At 27.0% G+C, this 19,138-nt stretch carries 19 protein-coding genes; all 19 read right to left on the reverse strand.

Annotated elements, in window-relative coordinates; genetic code table 11:
* Positions 1-132 precede the first annotated feature (132 nt).
* The 19 genes from EI71_RS03395 to EI71_RS03480 all read right to left on the reverse strand — a co-directional run bounded on the left by EI71_RS03395 (position 133) and on the right by EI71_RS03480 (position 19,127).
* Positions 133-1,641 carry a hypothetical protein gene (locus EI71_RS03395; RefSeq protein WP_119015852.1) on the reverse strand — a complete coding sequence of 503 codons (1,509 nt, stop codon included), beginning with the start codon at positions 1,639-1,641 and terminating at the stop codon, positions 133-135.
* A gap of 187 nt (positions 1,642-1,828) precedes the next feature.
* Positions 1,829-3,715: an AAA family ATPase gene (locus EI71_RS03400; protein ID WP_162849727.1), complete on the reverse strand. Its 1,887-nt coding sequence runs from the start codon at positions 3,713-3,715 to the stop codon at positions 1,829-1,831.
* Between the two features lie 131 nt (positions 3,716-3,846).
* Positions 3,847-4,182, reverse strand: coding sequence for a hypothetical protein (locus EI71_RS03405; protein WP_119015854.1), 336 nt, complete (start codon positions 4,180-4,182; stop codon positions 3,847-3,849).
* A 62-nt stretch (positions 4,183-4,244) separates the two neighbouring features.
* Positions 4,245-5,168: an Nmad3 family putative nucleotide modification protein gene (locus tag EI71_RS03410; RefSeq protein WP_119015855.1), complete on the reverse strand. Its 924-nt coding sequence runs from the start codon at positions 5,166-5,168 to the stop codon at positions 4,245-4,247.
* Positions 5,169-5,171: 3 nt separating this feature from the next.
* Positions 5,172-6,164, reverse strand: a complete 993-nt coding sequence (locus EI71_RS03415) for a helix-turn-helix transcriptional regulator (protein WP_119015856.1) — start codon at positions 6,162-6,164, stop codon at positions 5,172-5,174.
* Between the two features lie 51 nt (positions 6,165-6,215).
* Positions 6,216-7,166: an HAD domain-containing protein gene (locus tag EI71_RS03420; protein WP_119015857.1), complete on the reverse strand. Its 951-nt coding sequence runs from the start codon at positions 7,164-7,166 to the stop codon at positions 6,216-6,218.
* A 57-nt stretch (positions 7,167-7,223) separates the two neighbouring features.
* Entirely contained in the window at positions 7,224-7,877 is a 654-nt protein-coding gene (locus tag EI71_RS03425; protein WP_119015858.1) for a hypothetical protein, read from the reverse strand.
* Complete coding sequence (locus EI71_RS03430; protein ID WP_119015859.1) at positions 7,861-8,601, reverse strand: hypothetical protein; 741 nt, start codon at positions 8,599-8,601, stop codon at positions 7,861-7,863. The genes EI71_RS03425 and EI71_RS03430 overlap by 17 nt, the downstream gene beginning before the upstream one ends.
* A gap of 2 nt (positions 8,602-8,603) precedes the next feature.
* Entirely contained in the window at positions 8,604-9,125 is a 522-nt protein-coding gene (locus tag EI71_RS03435; RefSeq protein ID WP_119015860.1) for a hypothetical protein, read from the reverse strand.
* Positions 9,125-9,799 (reverse strand): hypothetical protein, encoded by a 675-nt coding sequence (locus EI71_RS03440; RefSeq protein WP_119015861.1) that lies wholly within the window; start codon positions 9,797-9,799, stop codon positions 9,125-9,127. The genes EI71_RS03435 and EI71_RS03440 overlap by 1 nt, the downstream gene beginning before the upstream one ends.
* Positions 9,800-10,093: 294 nt before the next feature.
* The gene (locus EI71_RS03445; protein WP_162849728.1) at positions 10,094-10,738 is read right to left on the reverse strand and encodes a hypothetical protein; all 645 of its coding nucleotides are present in this window, start codon (positions 10,736-10,738) and stop codon (positions 10,094-10,096) included.
* A gap of 117 nt (positions 10,739-10,855) precedes the next feature.
* Positions 10,856-11,827 (reverse strand): GNAT family N-acetyltransferase, encoded by a 972-nt coding sequence (locus EI71_RS03450; RefSeq protein ID WP_119015863.1) that lies wholly within the window; start codon positions 11,825-11,827, stop codon positions 10,856-10,858.
* Positions 11,828-11,873: 46 nt separating this feature from the next.
* A complete protein-coding gene (locus tag EI71_RS03455) occupies positions 11,874-13,499 on the reverse strand; it encodes a DUF2130 domain-containing protein (protein ID WP_119015864.1) in 1,626 nt (541 codons plus the stop codon).
* A gap of 22 nt (positions 13,500-13,521) precedes the next feature.
* On the reverse strand, positions 13,522-14,268 hold the full coding sequence (locus EI71_RS03460) for a hypothetical protein (protein ID WP_119015865.1): 747 nt from the start codon (positions 14,266-14,268) through the stop codon (positions 13,522-13,524).
* A 68-nt stretch (positions 14,269-14,336) separates the two neighbouring features.
* Entirely contained in the window at positions 14,337-14,501 is a 165-nt protein-coding gene (locus tag EI71_RS10115; RefSeq protein WP_162849729.1) for a hypothetical protein, read from the reverse strand.
* 21 nt (positions 14,502-14,522) lie between these two features.
* Entirely contained in the window at positions 14,523-16,022 is a 1,500-nt protein-coding gene (locus EI71_RS03465) for a DUF2779 domain-containing protein (RefSeq protein ID WP_119015866.1), read from the reverse strand.
* Between the two features lie 74 nt (positions 16,023-16,096).
* On the reverse strand, positions 16,097-16,450 hold the full coding sequence (locus EI71_RS03470; RefSeq protein ID WP_119015867.1) for a hypothetical protein: 354 nt from the start codon (positions 16,448-16,450) through the stop codon (positions 16,097-16,099).
* A complete protein-coding gene (locus EI71_RS03475; RefSeq protein ID WP_162849730.1) occupies positions 16,447-17,079 on the reverse strand; it encodes a leucine-rich repeat protein in 633 nt (210 codons plus the stop codon). The genes EI71_RS03470 and EI71_RS03475 overlap by 4 nt, the downstream gene beginning before the upstream one ends.
* 11 nt (positions 17,080-17,090) lie before the next feature.
* Positions 17,091-19,127, reverse strand: coding sequence for an AAA family ATPase (locus tag EI71_RS03480; RefSeq protein WP_119015869.1), 2,037 nt, complete (start codon positions 19,125-19,127; stop codon positions 17,091-17,093).
* Between the last annotated feature and the right edge of the window lie 11 nt (positions 19,128-19,138).

Here is a 19,138-nt window from a genome sequence, read left to right on the forward strand (position 1 = left end):
ATTTTTTAGGCCTTTTTTCAATAGTTTATATATATTATACATAATATATATAGGACATAAAATGTCCTCTTTAAGCAATAAAAAAACACCTTTTAAAATGTGCTTAATCTATTATATTAAAAAGTTATATTTTTAGATTGAGTATATTTTTTTTACCTCTTCAGTAATAAATTCGACTGCAGCCTTAATTATAAATTCAGAGGAATTGGCTTTTAAATCATACCTTTTGATAATATAGTGCTTACCCCAAGCATTTCTTCCTTCTGTTACAATCTTTTTGCAATCAGGGGTAATAAATTTGTCAAAGTCATAATCACGATTTCCTCTATTCCATAATGCAATGTATAAGATATCCGCCTCTTCAAATGGGAAGCCATCATATTCTCTATCAGTTGGCTCATTCATTATGTATGATTCAAGAGTTAATCCATTATCTTCAATATTTATATAGGAACTAAAATATGATTTATAAACTCCTTCTAAATTATAGCAACCAATTTCTTTATATTTAAAATCTTCACTTTTTACCTCTTTAAGTTTATTTGAAAGGTTTTTAATAATTTCAATTTTGTCATCATGTGATTTGTTATATTTATATTCGAGATCTATGCTTTCTATGTTAGCAGCCTCATAAATTCTTTTATAGTCATTTAATATTTTATCAAGTTTCAAAAGGAATTCTTCCTTTGATTTTATTTCTTCTTTTTCTGTATGGGCAATTACTTTATCGAACTTTCTATCACTTATAAATAATGAATCTTGTATGTCATCAAGAGTGTCTCTTAATTTATCCACATATAATTTTATACTATACTCTTTAAATCTCCACTCCATACCATATACTAACCATTTGGCTATCAAATTAGTGCCTATAATCTTGCCATCAGCGTATACATTACAATCTCTACTTGTTATTTCCAAATATGGAGTATTATCTTCCTTTGCTATTGGTATTAATGGTCTAAATGTAATATATGAATAGCCATAGTTTGAATTTTCTACATATATTTTAAAATCATTTTTATATCTTTCCTTTAATACATTGTTGAAAAAGCCAAACCAAGCAATAGTATTAAATTTAGAATTAGGTTCAGTAACTAATTCTGTATTTGAATAAAACTCATATAATTTATTGATGTGATTAGCATACCAGTTTAATAACAGATTAGAGCCATTGGAATACCTTTGCCAAAAGTCTCTTATTCTTTTTAAATCAAACAATTCCCATTTAGCATTTTTAACTGTTGCCCTTTCCCAGTCTTGAATAAAGCTGGTTTTATAAAAGATATATTTTCTTTCGTTAGTATTCTCTTTCCAATATTTATCTTTTTCAAATATGCACTGGTATTTTAAAAGCTGATTATGCTCGCTAGAATATGTTTTATCTTCAATTATGATGCCATATTTATAGCCATCATTCATTTCTAACCAAACAACTATATCAGCCTTATGATCCTGTGCCTTAGTCCACAATTTTTGGATGCTATTAACTGTATATTTATGGTTATTAATAAAAGCTATTAGAAGGCTTCTTGAGGCATCTTTAACCTCATCATCACTACTATCATAGCTTTCAAATAGCCATCTTAAGAAAGCATCTTGGCTTAATTCTTTAGTCGCAAAATCGAATAAATTCTTCAAATTATCTCATCTCTTTTCATATTACTGATTAATGAATTTCTTTATAATAGTATAACATAAATAAAATATAATTTTTACTTGAAAGTGGGGAAAGCAATACCCTTCACTCTCTTTACCTTACTCGGTTTTCTATGTTGCTTCCTTTCAGCCTAATGTTACTAAAAAGACAGTACATAAAAATGGACTTTTAGGCTATTACTCTTTTTAAATCATCAATAGTTAATACTTTCTTTTCAACCAATTGTCTAGCTAATAGCTCTATGTTCGCCTTGTTTTCTTTAATTATCCTTCTAACATTCTTCTCACATTTTGCTAATATTTTTTCTGATTTCTTCTCATTAATCCTTTTTTTGTTTGGAGAAGTTTTATCCGGAGAATTATTAATTAAAGATTCAAATCCATCGTATGCGTAATCATTTATCAACTGTGCTGATTGTTTTCTTGCACGTTCTAGGTCTGAAATTGCCCCTCTATCTCTATGATTATGAAGCATCAAACATGCCAAATACCCACCTAAAGATATTTCAATATCAGCAATATTCCTTTCGGTTGAGCCTGGTCTATAATCTGTAGGAAAAACTTTACATAGACCTCCACTAAGACTATTTACTTCTAATGTAGCCTTATAGAACTTAAAGAAATCCTGATGATAATAAGCAACTACTGCATGTCCAACCTCATGAACTGCTTCTAAATATCTATCATGTTCTTCGACATCTCCATAATACTCACTATCTCTTTTATTAATTTTATCAATCATTTCTTCAATATTAGATATGGATGGCTTTTCACCAAATCTTAATCGAGTTTCATTAGCAATCGCTTTGATATTCACAGCATTTTCACCGCTAGTTATTAATGCTAAGTATTCAAGGTCATAATCACCAACTATTCCATATTTTTCAAAATAATATTTGAATAAATTGATTCTTTCTTCGGTTGTTGGATTACCTAGGCCAATGATATAGTCAAGTCTACCACGTCGTGTTAAAGCAGGATTAAGATTGTCATAACCATTACATGTAGCAACAACAAATATATTAGAACTATCACCACCTAATCCATCAAGTTGAGTTAACAATTCTCTTTCTGCACTTCTTGCAAATATATCAAATTCGTCTATCAAAATAATGACAAACCTTTTTAAACTTCTAGCATAATCAAATGTCTTTTTTACATTATCATCATTCCGATAACTATCATCTTTAATTTTTAGAATAGTTGCATCTGAAAATAGATTCGCAAACTCCTTAGCAAATAAAGTTTTACCCGTACCAATTGGTCCATATAATAGTATCCCTTTAGGAATATCAATTCCTTTCTTTTGTATTTCCTTTCTATTATCAATCCATGATTTTACCAACAACAATTCTTTTTTAATTTCATCATAGCCTGCAATTTTATCAAAATTACTACTTCTAATCTCCGAATCAATATGATCATCTTCACTGACAAACAATCTGCTATAATCTTCAATGAAATTAAATTCATATTTTAATTCTTTACCTTTTTTCTTGTTTTCTATTAGCCTTACAAGTAATTCCTCATCGCCATGCTTTGAATAATATGATTCCCTATCAACCAATATAGTATTATCAACTAAATCAACTTTATTTAACATTATTTTAAAATCTTCGATTTTGAATTCATCAAAATATTTATTTTTATTTGTATCTCTAACCAATAATAATTGAATATCATTATCAATCGATATTTTTCTTAATTTATCAACATTAGTTAAAATATCACCATTAATTTTATTAATCCTATCAATTATACACAAATCAAAGTCTTTATGCTTAATCAATAAATTACATACATCATCAATGTCTGTGGCATGTTCATAAATTACGAAATTGGAAAACTTATTTATTCTTTCATTATCGCCATATAATATTTTATTAAGCTTATTAATAATAAAGTTTTTACCATTCTTATTATTTATAATGCATACTTTTTTATTTAAAAAAATATCAATCAGAAAGTTTAAATAAAATGTTTGTTTACCAATTCTAGGGGCTCCAGCTAGTAAAGTAATATTTCCATTTTGTATAAAATCCATTATAGTTTTCATATTCATTCCTCCTCTAATAAAATTTATAACGCAGGGAAAGCATTACCACTCAGCGTAATTTACCTTACTCGGTTTTCTGTGATGCTTCCTTTCAGCACTCCACGTTTAATGTCATATGAGCGGACAATGTATTATAAATCAATTATTAGTATTCCATACTTATTCTTTAAAGAATGTAGATCATATTTATTCTCAAAATAATATGCAAATTCATCTATTATATAAGAATCATTAAAGCATCCATCTATTATAATTGGTTGCAAGCTATTTAATTCATATAGATCACTATTTAAGCAATCATTATAATCAACCATATTATATTTCTTAATAAGACTAATTCTACTTTTAATAATATCATCACAATATCTATAAAATTCCTCTAGGCTCTTAAAATCCACTCTCTTTATTATATCTCTATTAGAATTATTAAATATAGCATCATCTAGTTCAAATACATATTCATCCATAATAGCCCCCTTTACCTTCATTATAAAGAAAAAGATGTCCAAAATTACGGACATCCAAACTATTAATCATCATAATCTTGATTTATTGATTTAAGTAACTCATCCTTATTAGATTCAAGCATTTTTTTAAACCAATCAAGTGTTTCATTGTATAATTTCTTATTATCATTTTTCAAAACAATTTCTTGCCACTGGCCCTTATACTGAACTCCCTCATCATTTTCCATCGCATTCTTTCTAGTTTCTGTGTAAATGTTCCCAGCATCATAGAATCCTCTATAAATCCATTTTGATCTACTTTTATTCTCATTTGTGAGTACTGTCGACGAATTAAATTTAAAAACTCCACTTCCAGGATATGTTTTTGATTCTACGCCATCAAGCTCTAGATACTGTTTAGCTATATATACACAATTTGGTTTACCTCCATATTTATTTTTATTATTGTGTGGATGCCAAGGGCATTTTTGTTCCATATCTTCATATTTTTCGACTTTATCTCCTACTTGTAAATAGCCATAAACAACATGGTAATCTTTAAATTCCCCTTTTTCAAACTCCCATTTATCACTATTAGGATTGAGTTTTCTAAACCAACCAAAGAATAAGAAAATATCTCCCTCTTTTACATCACAGTTATTTAAATAAGATTGAGCATTTTCAGACTGACCAAAAGCTGCAAACCACTTACCATTTCGTCCGATAACATCTTTTCTAAGATCAGGGTCTAAGTGACAATAGTTGAAATTTGTCTCCCTAGCTTTTTTTCTAAAATTCTTTAAAGAATTAATTATTTCAATATACTCCTTATCATTGTATTTTAAATCCTTATAAGTTTCTTTATCAGGATATTCATCATCATTTTTATTAGGAATTGGCATTGATAATAAAGTATTATCTCTTAATATGGGACTTGGGATACCTCCAAAACCGCTATCAAATCCTTTTCTACTCAGAATAAACTTGATCTTTTTTGTTTCTGCCATCTTCTATTCACCATACCTTTCTAGTGTTTTCTTTAATCTTTCTACTACTCTATCTCTTAATTCTTTTGGCTCTACAACTATCACATCTTCTTGATACTGTAGTAGCCAATAAAATAATGCCCTTTCTTCTGATTTGATATAGGCATATCTTTTATCATTTTCTTTTACTATTCTAGCTTCTTTACCAAACCAATCTCTTAATACCATTACAGCTGCATTTGATATTAATTCTAATTTAGCATTTATAACATTTCCACCAAAGATATATACATGATTATTAATGTATTCAAATATCTTAAAGTTTTCTCCTAATGATTTTACATCTTCAATTGGTGTTAATGATTCATCTTCTATCTTAATATCCTTTATATAATCCATTTTATAATTAGTATGATTATCATACTTGTAATATTTACCTACTAGGTAATATTTACCAATATTATTAATCATAAAGTATGGTGATACCTTATATCTAAAGCCATCATACTTTTCAGTTTCATTACCCATTTCATCATAATCTAAATACTTAAAGGATATCATTTTATTATTCTTTATAGCTTCATTTATAATATCAATATTATAAAATAATTCTTTATTTGTTGTTCTTGAAACATCTTCTGATTTATATATGAAGTTATAATCTTTTCTTTTATATTTTGATAGATTATTAGATAGCTTTTTAGCTAAAGTATGGGCTTCTTTTCCTGGTATTATTTTAGATGAGAATATTGCATCTATTAAGAATTTGATTTCAGTTTCATCTAATTCTCTTTCACCAAGGTAATAGCCTCCACCCTGACATTTATTAATGTCAAAATTTAAATCTTCAGAAAGTATTTGCAGATTAGCTGCAATACTTTTTCTTTCTAGCTCAATATGATAAATTATATTAAGCTTTAAAGCTATTTCTGCTTGAGTTAATGGATGATCTATATCTGTATACTCCTTTAATATTTCAAGAATATAAAATATAGCAATTTTCTTTTCTTGTAGCATCGTAACACATCCTTTAATTCATTATAAATTATAAAAGAAAGGATGTCCATATTATTGGACATCTAAACAATTCAATTCAACATTTATTACTACGATTTCACCTAACTCTCTAAAATCATCAGGAGACTTTACTACAACCTCTTGTTTTGATTTGAAATAATAATTATGGTTTTCTCTCATATAAAACATATTTGTAATTAAACAATCATTATCTCTCTTAATCATTAGTATTAAATCATCATCCTGTTTTATAATACTAAAGCTAGCCTCATTTTTGTTATAGTTGATATTGTTCTTAATGTATCTAAATATACTATCATTATCGTAAAATAGGCGTTCTTTAACTAAATGTATCTTTTCAAATATGACTATTTCTTCATCCGTAATAGATAAATCATCATATAAGGATGACATATAAGCTCCTGCACTAAATGGTAAATAATTCCAATAGCATTGAGTTTCTTCTTCCATATGATTTAATATTGTATCTCTAGCTTTATTTAATACATCTTTAAAATTATTAAATTCTTCTATTTCATTATTTATCTTCAATTGATATTTTGTCATAATCATATTTCCCCTTAATATATCTTTAGCAAGATTATATTCAGTATTACTAAATCCATTTTTATACGTATTTATAAAATGATTAGATAATTCTTGATTTTGGCTAAAGCCTAAATCATTATCATCAAGTATTACATAATTAGTAATATTTTGATTATGATTCAAATAATAGCTAATTTCATCACTTCTATTTCGATAGAGTATCTTATAAGATAAATAATCTATTAGAGCGTTATATCTATCAAACACATCATCAATTACGATTCTTTCATCAGAATGTATTCTTCTATCGGATGTAATAATTATTTTAGAATGAGTTTCATTAGATAGATTTATTAATCTTTCAAGCTTTTTCTTTTCAAATATATTATTTATTAATTCTTTATCTCCAAATGTATTTAATACACCATCTATATCTAAAAATATAATCTTCATATAATCATTCCTTTCTATTTAAATTATATGAAATGCTATGTACTAAAATATGGACATTTAGCTAATGTCTATTTCTATTAGTTTAGATTCTTTTAAACCAAAGTCATAAGAGTCAAAATAGAAAGATGCTTTATCAAATTTATTGATTATAGGATCAATATTAAAAAATGATACTATTTTGTTAAATACTAGGATTATTATTTTCCTATTATTTGGAGTCAAATTAAAATCTAAAGGATTATGCTCAATATAATGGTAGGAATTAGAGCCTTTAACATAATTTAATATATCTACATCATCATATTGAATTAAACCTGTTGGTTGAAAGAAATAATCTATTAAATTATTTTGAATTAAATAATTATAGAATGATAGATTGCCTTCTTTTAAGGTATCCTTTGAATCTATATTAGGTAATTCTAATTCTTCATCTTTATATCTATTTAATAGTTCTTCTACAAATACATAACATAGATTAAATCTTTTAGATAATTTATTAATAAATAATTCATTGAAATCTAATAATTTCATATCATCTAAATATGAATTATATTTATCTTCATCCTGATATATTTTTATTTCATCATTTAATTTATTAGCATAATCAAATGATATTTGATACTTTTCTTGTAAATAATGAATAGAGCATTCATGGTTTAAATGCTCTAATGAAAATATATGATTATATAATTCATTACTTTTTATGCTCATTATTTATTTCTTCCTTAGTTTTGAATTTAATATCTGGAAATATATTATTAATATCCTGCCATGTAATATAGCCATAGAAGGAATCTAATATTTGTTTTTTTTCATTATCTGAAACCATAATTGTCTCTTCATCTATTTGACTAGCTAATGCTTCTTTAGTTAAATCATTTAAATAACCACAATTCTTATCTACTAAATAGAAGGCATATACCTTTTTATTTGAATAATTTAAGGCACCTTCAATATGTCTTATCATTTGGCATCTTTTTGGTAGATTTGTAGTATGGGTGGTGATAGATTTCTCTGTCCATTTACCTTCACCAATGATAATATAGTCATCACCCTCAATGAAAATATCTGGGTGAGTGAATTCTTCAAATATATACCAAAGCTTTGAATTAGGCTTTAATGTATCATAAATCTTTTCAATTAGCTCCTTAGCCTCTTTTGTTTTTAAATCTCTATTTCCAAAATATAATTCATGTCTACTTTTCTTATATTCTAATAATGAAGGATCTATAGTTCTTATATAATCTAGGATTTTAATTAAAAATTCTTTTTTAGGCTTTAAAAGCTTTTCATCATCACCATATTTTATTTCTATTGGCGATGTAGAAAATGATATATTTAAAAGCATCATTAATTCATTTAGCTTATCTAAATTATTAGATAAATACTCCATTAAAGGGATTATTCTATAATATGTACTATTGTATTTTGTCATTGTTATTCTCCTTTTTCTTCTGTTATTAATTGTGTTATTTTATTATTCTTTAATCTTAAATTAATTTCTATTAAATCATTTAGATCTTTATTTAATCTAGGGTCTATCACATGGATTTTCCGCTTTGACATAAAATAATATTCCTTATCTAAGTTATCCATGATAAAAGCATTTGTTTTTAGATAGTATCCATTTGTAAGCTCATTTATTTCTAAGATTATTTCATCATCATAGCTTAAAATTGAAATATCAAATGGATTATCTTCTCCTTTTTTATCTAAATGAAAATGATAGTTTTTATGTATAAGCTCATGGATATCAAATGATTCATCTATAATCGCATTACCAAGTAGCTTTAATAATTGATTTAATAATACATATTCTTTTTTAATATTTCCAGATTCATAAAAATCATAAAAATATCTATCTAAATCAAAAGGAATTAGACTTTTATAAAGTATAGTATCATCATCCATAGCAAGCCAAATCATTTCTTTAAATCTATTAATTTTTTTATTATTCATTAGTTTACCCTCCTTACTCCATTATTTTCTAAAACAATTACTTCAATTTCAAATAAATCTATAAGCTTCTTTATATAGATATTATTTTGAAATTGCTTATAAGCTTTAGTGTTTGAGTAAATCACTATACTCTTTTTAATTAATACATTGTCATTAATATGGAAATCCTTTTTTAATTTACTTTTGGATACAATTTGATAATAGGTTTGAATTTCTAGGATTGCTTTTAATAGGGATTCCTTACTATTAGGAGCCTTTATTTCAGATAGATATAATATATTATTCTTAAGATTAATGAAATCAATGGCCTTTACACCTTTATCCTCATTACTATTTTTCATAGGAACCTGATAATCTAAGATTTTACCAAATATTCGTTTAATATACCCTTTACCGTTATCTGAATAGAATTGCATTACTAAATGCTCTTCAATTCTATTAGTTTCATCTAAATGGCTTTTAGAATGGTCAACCTTATAATTCTTCTCTCTAACTATTTCCTTAATCCCCTTAAGTTCTTTTTCACAACTTAATTCATTTTCTAAAATATACTCATAAGCGTGCTTTACATAATTATCATTTGGTGTTGCAATAACTCCTACTTGATATAAATATCTACATGTCCTATTTTCTAGTCTAGATAAAAATTCTTCTTTTGTTAATTCTTTACTCATTTTTTCACTCCTTCATAATTCATTTTTTCATATACAGACTTCTAGAAAAAAATTTGGATACATATATATACGAATTTCAGAGAAAAAAACATTGCTGAAAACAACGTTATTTGGACATATTAAGAAAAAAGTCTAATTTGAATGTAAAAAAATTCATAAAAACTGAAAAACTAGGCATTTTATAAAAGCCTAGTTGTAAGTGCAAAAAATAGAAATTTTTCTATTTCTATATTAAATTTGTTTGAAATTTGACAAGGATTAATATCATCATTATTCTTTGAATTAGAATCGTTATCATTTATTTCCAACATCTAAAAGAATGATTTTAACGTTATCATATTTATTTTTATAATTTATTTCTTTATTAATTTTATCTAAAGCTTCTTCAAAGCTTAATCTATCTTTCTTATAGTTTGGACTAAGAGTATTATCATTCAAAAAATATATAAAAATCAAAGTGACCCTATTAGGCAATTCATTATCAATATAATATTGATTCAAGTTTTTAGAGACGACAATTCTATTTGCTATTTGATAATATTTATTTAAATTGATTTTTCCAAATAAATCCTCAATATATTTTTTTCTTTGCTCATCAATTCCTGACATTTTAGAATATATTTCTTCGACATGAGCTTTTGCTTCAACCAATATTAAGTCATTACCTACAATTCCAATAGCATCCCATTGTGGCATTCTACCCGTTGGCCATATTTTTTTATTATCTAATTTATCTAAATATAAATCCTTTCTTTTTAACCCCTTTAAAGAAGAGTATTCCCTATAATTATCCTTTTCAAGCGGTGAAATCCACTCAATATTTTGAAATTCAATTTTTTCATTTAATTCTTTTGTTAACAAAGGAGTATTTATATATTCTTGAATCCAATGCTTACTGCCTTTTAAAGCCTTACCTAATTTTGTATTACTATATGACATTAAATATCGCCTTCCTTCTAATTCAGTATAATCCACAATTTAGAACCTGACAAGTCATACATGGCAAGAATGAAAAAACACAACTTAGGATCAATCAACTAGGTTGTGTTCTTGCTTTTATTTTATAATAAAATGATACATTTTTTCATCGTAATAATTATCTTTAAGCTTTCCTGCAAATGGTATTAAACCATTTAGCTTAAAGCCACAGGATTCAACAAGTTTTTGTGAAGGTAAATTATCTGTCTGTATTTTTGCTTCAATGCATTTTATATTTGCCACTTCTTTTTCTACTATTCCTTTTCTTATAGTTTCTAATAGGATGTATAGTTCTTTATTAATTGCCTTAGTTAATAAACCTTTCACAGCCTCTTTTGCATATCCATTTCCTCTATACTCTGGAAATATAAAACATTCGATATTATATAGAGAATCGTTTCTTACTGAAGATAATGATATTACACCATAAAATTCATTAGTAAAATCATCGAGAATTGCGAAGGATAAATTCTTATGTAATTGTGAACAAAATCTATCAAGAAAATATTCATCATAATCATTTAAGTAGTACATTTCGTACTCTTCAGGGTTATTTCTAAAGAATTCTAAGTATTTTAAATTTAGTTTTGATTCAAACCTAGATAGCCTTATTCTTTCAAGAACTGTAGGTTTATTTATATTCATAGTGATATCTATATTTCTATTATATAAATAATTCTCACCATATACTTTTTTATTTTGTTCATTTGTACTTAATATTTCATCAATAAAAGCTAATTGCTCCTTTGTGAAATCTTCTCTATAAATAGTTGGTGGATCAAATTCACGGCAAATTATTGAATCCCATACTTCGTTCCATAAATATATCTTACCTTTTTCACCTAATGAAAATATATAATCAAATATTCTTAACAGCAAATAATAATCGTCATCTTTCTCTTCAGAATGAAATAATCTATAGCCATCAAAAAAGCCTTCAAATATATAATATGATTGAAATTTTTCATTTTTAAATTCTTGCCTTACAAGCTCCCATAATTCATGATAAATTTCATATTCAATTTGTTCAATACTCTTCTTTGATTTCATATTTTAAATCCACCTTTATATTAACACTTAAATATTTGTGTAAATGCTAGTCACTCGATGTATTTTCTTCTTTTGCTTCTGCAAACATCTTTTTCATGGTTGGATTATTGTAAGTTAGCTTCTTAATAGATACTTCGTCAACCTTATTATTTGCAAGACGAAGTTGGTTTTGAGTAGTTTGTAGATGCTTTTTAATATCTTCCATTTTCTTAATTGTCGCATCAATATCCTTAATAGCTTCCTCAAAGTTTTTAGCAGCAGAATTATAATTACCCATAAATCCTGTTTTAAAATCGTTTAATTTATTTTCGAAGTTAGTCACATCAATGTTTGCCATTTTATACTGATTCATTTCCACCTTATATTTATATGCATTATATGCACAATTACGTAAGATAGTAATCAACGGAATAAAAAATTGTGGACGTATAACATACATTTTAGGGTATTGATAAGATACATCTGCAATACCCTGATTATAGAACTCATTATCCTTTTCAAGCATAGATACTAATACTGCATACTCACACTTTTTCTCTTTTCGATCCTTATCAAGTTCCTTAAAGAATGTTTCATTTTTATGCTTTGATTCAGTAGACTCCATTTCATTTTTCATTTCAAACATGATGGATAAAACCTCTGAGCCGTCTTCACCATTTTCACGATAAATAAAATCACCCTTAGAACCACTTGAAGCATCATTATCTTTTGCAAAATACACATTTTGAAATGCAGTCATACGGTATTTATTAAACTCATTTAAACAATGCTCTTCTAAAGTATCGCCAAGCTTTTTGGTCGATAAGCTTTGCTTAAAATCTTTATACTGTTCTACTTGCTCTTGCATTAGCTTTAATTGTGTATCAAATGTTTTCCTTTGAGACTCTAGCTCATTTTTGCTTTGTTGCTCTTGAACCTGTAAATCACCTTTTAGTTTAATAATTTCTTGTTCTTTAGAAGCTAATAATTCTTTTTGACTTGCTAATGATTTGCTTACAGCTAGTTCCTTATCAGCCTCTGCTTGCTTTTTAAATGCTGTTGCCTCAGCATTTAGCTTAGTAATTTCCTCATTCTTTTTCGCTAATTCTTCATTTTTCTTTTTAATTTCTTCTTCAACAGCAATTTTCTTTTCCATTTGAGCAGCTTCCTTGAAATTTTTGGCTTCAACTTCTAATCTAGAAATCTCCTGTTGTTTTTTAGAAAGTTCTTCAGAGTTCTTCTTTGACTCTTGTTCAACTGCTAATTCTCTTTCTTTATCAGCTCTTTCAAGTTTTCCTTTTAATTCAGCAATTTCTTTAGAATAATTGGCTTCTAGTTGTTTAGATAAGTTAACTAATGCTTGTGTCTTATTCTCTTCAGCATGCTTTAGTTTTTCAGCATTTAATTCTTGTTGCTTTTGAAGTTCTTTCTCTAGGTTTTTAATTTTACCTTCTAATTCCGCTTTTAATTCAACCCTATTTTTTTCTGTTTCGGCATTTAGTGCTTTCTTTTCAGCTTCAATCTTTTGTGCATAAATTCTATCCTTACCTGCATCAATTTCAGCATTAATTCTTTTTTCTATGCTAGAAGTATCAATAGAAATCTCTTCTGTTAAATCAATGATATCTCCCTTTTGTGCTGTTTCTTGTAATTCTAATGTTGTTTGATCTTTTACTACATATTTTACCTTCATTTTCAAATCCTCCTCCATTTTCTTAATATCTAAATTCTATATTCTTAGTATCACTATAGAAATCTTTTAAATACTTGAGCGTTCCTTCGAATTTTTGAGCATAATCAAGCTTCCCCTTTTGACTTATTTTTCTGAGGAATCTATGTACCTCATTGTAGAATCTAGTGTGATCATCAAAATAATATAAATCTACATAGCTTGATTCTTTGGCAAAAATCGTATTAATAGTATCTACATTTTTCATAATAGTAGCAAAATTTAATGATTTCTCTTTTAAGTATAGTTCGAATTGATTACGATTCTTATCCTTAATATAGGAAAGTAATTTCCTATTTTCTGCAATAGGTTCAAAGAATAATAGTACCTTAAAAAGATTTCTATCCATTTTAAATAAATCTATAATATCTCCTAGTATCCAATAATACTGTGTAGAATTAAAGCTTAAATTAATATAAAGCCCATTGCATAATACAGTAGATGCCTTATAATGCTCAGATTTACTAATAATTGGTCTGCCAAGCCAAGGAATGACATAATTTATTATTTCTGAATCGCTTATAGGATTCATATTATATAAATAATTAAATAATGAAACAATTGTTGTTTTCCATGACTTTTGCCCTGCTACAAAATCTATTGCCCTACCTGCATAATAGATTTCTTGTGGTGTAGTAAAATTAAGCTGTTTATCCTTCTTTTCGATTGGATAAAGGTAAAATCTATGATTGTTTATTACCTCAATTTCTATTCCTTCTATATTCTTTTTCATCGCTGCTACCTCTTTTTTTAATGTATTGTTAATTACTATTATAGCCAATAAAACCAATTATTGCCACTTTATTCAGGAACGACTTCAAACATAAAGTCACCTCTTGCTTTTGCAAGATTCTTTGCTTCATTGTATACGGCTTCTCTAGAACCAGTTCTCTTCTGAGAGAATGAAACTATACCAGCCTTATACATTGCTTCAGTATGATAAAAATTAATAATCCATGTTGTCATTTTATACTCCTCCTAATATTTTTAAACTAAACTCTTTAAGAATTGATAAATCTTAACCATTGCAAATGTATCAAGACAACAATACTTTAGTAAAGAACTTCTTAATTTATATGCTGATTCACTATCTAACGTTGGTAACATCACGAATGCTTTAGATGCTTCATCACCCTTATGAACATCATCTAGGTTATGATAATCTAAGCTAGGATCATTAGGGAATAATGATGGCAATACATCCTTAATTGAAGTTCTAGATATTTCCTTTTGGTAATAATAGCCTTTTTCAAATACCTCTGCTAAATCCTTAAATCTATCTAGCATATTCATTAATGGTTCATAATAAGCAGGGAAGTCTCTTGCAAGTTCCTTTATTCTTGATTTTTCAAATGAATCATTATATGCGATTATTGAACCTGTATTACCTAAGTCATTAATCATTTGAATAATTAAATCTAATCTTGGTTCATTATAATTAGATGCTAGATATTCTCTATGTTCTAATCTTCCATCCTCATGCATAATATGTAGACTATATTGGAATGGAATCTGTTGATATGGTCTTGTACAAATTGTTTTTGGTATAGCATTTTGATATGTTTCAAAATCAAAGAAATATAGAGGATATTTAAAACTATTTAAGAAATATCTTAACTCATTATTGTTGATAAATGGAGGTAAATTATCCAATCTAGAATCAATCATTCTTTGATTAAAGGGCTTTAGCTTAATACCATTTTTCCTTAAATCTTCAAATGATTTAATACCTTGGTTTAAATAATCATATTTCTTGTTTTCCTTATATAAACCAAGTACACTATTCTTTTCAGGTACTTCTTTTACTTTGTAACAATGCTTATTATATGGGCATTCCTTACATGTTTTAGAAGCAAATATAATCTCTGGCTCTTCAGCTTGATTAATGCATCGATTAATCTTTTCTATATTAGATTCAACATTAGGGAATTCTAATAATATAGCGTTTGTAAGATTTTCAATAATAAACAAATTATTCAAATCATAATGACCATCATATACATATTCATTATTTAAATAAACAAGATAGTTACTTGTCACATTAATTCCTAAATTGGTCAATACATAGTATTGATATGCGATATCATCAATATATTTTCTATCCATTGTCTTTCTTGAGGCTGTTGTATAAGGATTGGTAACGCCCTTTACTTCATATATTGAATATGAGCCATCATCATTCCTCTTTAGAATATCAACCTTACAGATATTGTTATTATATTTGAATGTAGCTTCACAAATGACTGAGGTATGATTATTGATAGCTAATTGTGTCTTAGATGCTAGTTCATCAATTGAGCCATCATCAATTAAAGTATAATCTCCAAATATACCACGAGCCATAATACCAGCCTCTATACCACCTTGAACAGTAGCATTCTCAGATAAATCTTCTTCTAACTTTTCATTTCTTCTATTCTTATCTAACCAACCTCGATTGTTACACTCCATGTAATCAACATACTTTGATTTTGTCATATCAAACATTAAAATCGCCTCATTCCTTTATATAATTATATGATATTTTCATTGATATTAAATTAATTAAGTTTTCCTTTTAATTATTTTGTAACGAACCAAGACTCGATTTTCTCTTTTAACCAATTACTATCAGTAGCATCATGAATTTTAATGCATATATCTTTTAATCTCTCATAGAAATATTCATACTCATCCTTTGCAAGATTATCCAGTTTTAATGTGTGCATTGGAAATTCATATGAAGAAGCTGCTTCTTCCATATAAAAATCATCAATCATCTTCTCAAAGGCCTCACAATCAATTTCAAAATCAATTCCTTCATAATAAAGCACATATTCAGAAAATACCTGTTCAGGGGTAAAAATTCTACCATAATTTCCATAATTATAATTTGAAACCTTTTCAGCAATTTTTGTTAACTTTTCTTCTATCATTTTGTATGTCCTCCTAGTGTTTTCATTATTTTAGTTTTAATTGCTTCTGTTACATTCTTTTTATTTCTAATTTGGTTATAATAAACCTTCGCATTAATGAATGGGGTGTTGCCTTGATCATAGTACTCTTCTATTTCATCATTAATACCTAATTTATGAATAACTCTATACTGCTTATAGAATATATCTATTGCATCGAATTCTTCTTTTGTACCTTCATAATATATTTCATCTAATGAATCACATCCTTTAAAGCAATCCTTAGGAATATAGGTTATTCTTTTAGGTATCCATATTCTTTTTAAATTCTTCATATTTAAGAAAGCTTCCTTTGGAAGTCTAGACACATGCTTTGATAATATTAGATCCGTTATATCTAAATTATTCTTAAATATATCTGATTTGAAATCATCAATTGGTACAGTAATAGGCCTTGGTAAAGGCTCTTTAGAAACTAGGTAATTATAATTTATATGAGTTTCTGGCATTTTATAGAATCCATAATTATAATTACCTAGTTTTATTATTTTCTTTGGTATGTACTCCGGATGTATCCACATATATGATAAGGTTAAATCATAATTTGTTGGATAATCCATTAAGTCAATTATCTCATTGTATTTATCCATAGTTCACCTTCTTATAAATACGTCTTTATATCCTCAGCTGTAATGGTCTTCTTTTCATATAAAATATTGGATAATTTAATTATTTTCGTTTTATTCTTCTTAATAAGCTTTCTAACTCTTTTTTCAGAATCCTTGAGAATCTTTTCAGATAATAATTCATTGTGTTGCATCTTTTTATTCGATGGAGTAAATGAATTAGCACTATGGTTTAATACTCTATCAAAGCCTCCATATCCATATGAATTGATAAGGGAGCAAGCTTTATGACGTGCATTTTCTAAATCTAATCTACAGCCAGTAGAATCATAATCATATAATACTTTACATGCTAAATAACCTGCTAAAGATATATCTATATCCGCAATCATCTTTTTAGAATCATCAATACTTTCCTTCTTTGCTATATATCTACAAATTCCTTGAGATCTTGAATTTGATTCTAAGGTTGTTTTATAGAATGTGAAGTATTTAGAATTCTTTAGTACTACAATAGTGTGACCAATTTCATGTACTGCGGTCATATAATCTGAGGAATCCCCAAAATCACCATAATATAGTGATTTCCTATTTCTAAGTCTATCTATTTCAGCTTCTAAATCAGTTATAGTAAGATGATTACCATATCTTAAAACTGAATCATTAACTAAAGCCTTTAATTCAGCAGATGTTAAATATGTAGTGATATAAGATAAATAATCATAATTAATGTCAGCTTCTACATTACACTTAGAAAAATAATATTTTAGGATTTCAATTCTTTCTTTTTCATTTGGTCTTCCAATTTCAATTAGAAAATCTAATCTGCCTCTTCTTGTTAGTGGACCTTCTACATTATCTAATTCATTAGTAGTTGCTACAATAAATACATTGGAAGATGAATTTAGGGAATCAAACGCTGTTAATAAATCCCTATGATTCTTCTTATATAGGTATTCCAATTCATCCATAAATACAATTACTAAACCACTATGCTTTTTAGCCAGCTCAAACTTTTCTAGGATTTCAAGCTCATTATCAATTGATATTATCTTAAAATCTTTAATCTCATTAATGAACGCTCTAGCCATTAATGATTTGCCGCAGCCTGAACAACCATAAAATAATATTCCATGGGGCAGGTCTATACCCTTTGCTCCATATTTTTTATAGTCCTTCCACCACTTAGATATTTTGATTAATTCCTTCTTTAATTCTTCAAAGCCTGCAACATTATCAAATGTAATAGTGTTTTGATTTAAAGCTTCTGTTCCAAATATTCTTCTAGTCTTCTCGTCATACTTATAGGATATATAATATTCATCCTCTAAATAGAGATTCATTACCTTATAGGCCTCTTCTTCATATCCATCTCTTAATTTAATAAATGAATCAATAAAGTCTTTCTTTTCCTCATAATTGAATGGTCTATCTAAGGTTGTTCTATTTGCAATGATAAACCTATAGCCATTATCCTTTAAATAATGGATTATTTCTATTTCAAAATCATAATCTCTAATTCCATCAATAATGATTAAGCTATCATTAGGGAACTGACTAATCTGTTCTTTTAGCAATGAATAATCCTCTTCATACTTTGAGACATAATGATTATACGTATGTCTTTCAAATACATTTCCATTCAACCTATATGTATGAATTTTCAAGAATGCTCTACAAAATAGTGCTATTTTCTCTTTACCTTTATAATTAGCAACAAAGTTAATTAAAAAGGCAGTAACTGCGGCAAAATCACCGAATAGATAAATACCTTGCTTGTTATTTATATATTCCATAAAGCTATCCAATAAATCACTTTTAGCATTAGGATAATGTAGATAATTATTATTACTATCTAATAATCCTAATTCCATTAATTCAGTATTAGATAATGGAGTACCATCGACTAGTATAACGAAGTCACTAGGCTTTTTATATAAACACTCATTGGTATAAATGATATATAATAATTCATTTGTTAAATTCTCATATTCATCTACTGAATCACTAGGACTCTTATAATCCCATGGAGTGTTTTCTTTTCTATTTATCATCAATGTATAGTTTTTCATATAATCATCCC

The sequence above is a fragment of the Anaeroplasma bactoclasticum genome, from assembly GCF_003550015.1.
Lineage (GTDB): Bacteria > Bacillota_I > Bacilli_A > Acholeplasmatales > Anaeroplasmataceae > Anaeroplasma > Anaeroplasma bactoclasticum.

Excerpts from the sequence above, each read along its gene's own strand:
- EI71_RS03440 (WP_119015861.1), bottom strand. The coding sequence starts at position 9,799 with ATGAGTAAAGAATTAACAAAAGAAGAATTTTTATCTAGACTAGAAAAT.
- EI71_RS03460 (WP_119015865.1), bottom strand. The coding sequence starts at position 14,268 with ATGAAAAAGAATATAGAAGGAATAGAAATTGAGGTAATAAACAATCAT.
- EI71_RS03455 (WP_119015864.1), bottom strand. The coding sequence starts at position 13,499 with ATGAAGGTAAAATATGTAGTAAAAGATCAAACAACATTAGAATTACAA.
- EI71_RS03400 (WP_162849727.1), bottom strand. The coding sequence starts at position 3,715 with ATGAAAACTATAATGGATTTTATACAAAATGGAAATATTACTTTACTA.
- EI71_RS03430 (WP_119015859.1), bottom strand. The coding sequence starts at position 8,601 with ATGACAAAATACAATAGTACATATTATAGAATAATCCCTTTAATGGAG.
- EI71_RS03470 (WP_119015867.1), bottom strand. The coding sequence starts at position 16,450 with ATGATAGAAGAAAAGTTAACAAAAATTGCTGAAAAGGTTTCAAATTAT.
- EI71_RS03480 (WP_119015869.1), bottom strand. The coding sequence starts at position 19,127 with ATGAAAAACTATACATTGATGATAAATAGAAAAGAAAACACTCCATGG.
- EI71_RS10115 (WP_162849729.1), bottom strand. The coding sequence starts at position 14,501 with ATGACAACATGGATTATTAATTTTTATCATACTGAAGCAATGTATAAG.
- EI71_RS03405 (WP_119015854.1), bottom strand. The coding sequence starts at position 4,182 with ATGGATGAATATGTATTTGAACTAGATGATGCTATATTTAATAATTCT.
- EI71_RS03420 (WP_119015857.1), bottom strand. The coding sequence starts at position 7,166 with ATGAAGATTATATTTTTAGATATAGATGGTGTATTAAATACATTTGGA.
- EI71_RS03465 (WP_119015866.1), bottom strand. The coding sequence starts at position 16,022 with ATGTTTGATATGACAAAATCAAAGTATGTTGATTACATGGAGTGTAAC.
- EI71_RS03475 (WP_162849730.1), bottom strand. The coding sequence starts at position 17,079 with ATGGATAAATACAATGAGATAATTGACTTAATGGATTATCCAACAAAT.
- EI71_RS03450 (WP_119015863.1), bottom strand. The coding sequence starts at position 11,827 with ATGAAATCAAAGAAGAGTATTGAACAAATTGAATATGAAATTTATCAT.
- EI71_RS03435 (WP_119015860.1), bottom strand. The coding sequence starts at position 9,125 with ATGAATAATAAAAAAATTAATAGATTTAAAGAAATGATTTGGCTTGCT.
- EI71_RS03425 (WP_119015858.1), bottom strand. The coding sequence starts at position 7,877 with ATGAGCATAAAAAGTAATGAATTATATAATCATATATTTTCATTAGAG.
- EI71_RS03415 (WP_119015856.1), bottom strand. The coding sequence starts at position 6,164 with ATGCTACAAGAAAAGAAAATTGCTATATTTTATATTCTTGAAATATTA.
- EI71_RS03445 (WP_162849728.1), bottom strand. The coding sequence starts at position 10,738 with ATGTCATATAGTAATACAAAATTAGGTAAGGCTTTAAAAGGCAGTAAG.
- EI71_RS03410 (WP_119015855.1), bottom strand. The coding sequence starts at position 5,168 with ATGGCAGAAACAAAAAAGATCAAGTTTATTCTGAGTAGAAAAGGATTT.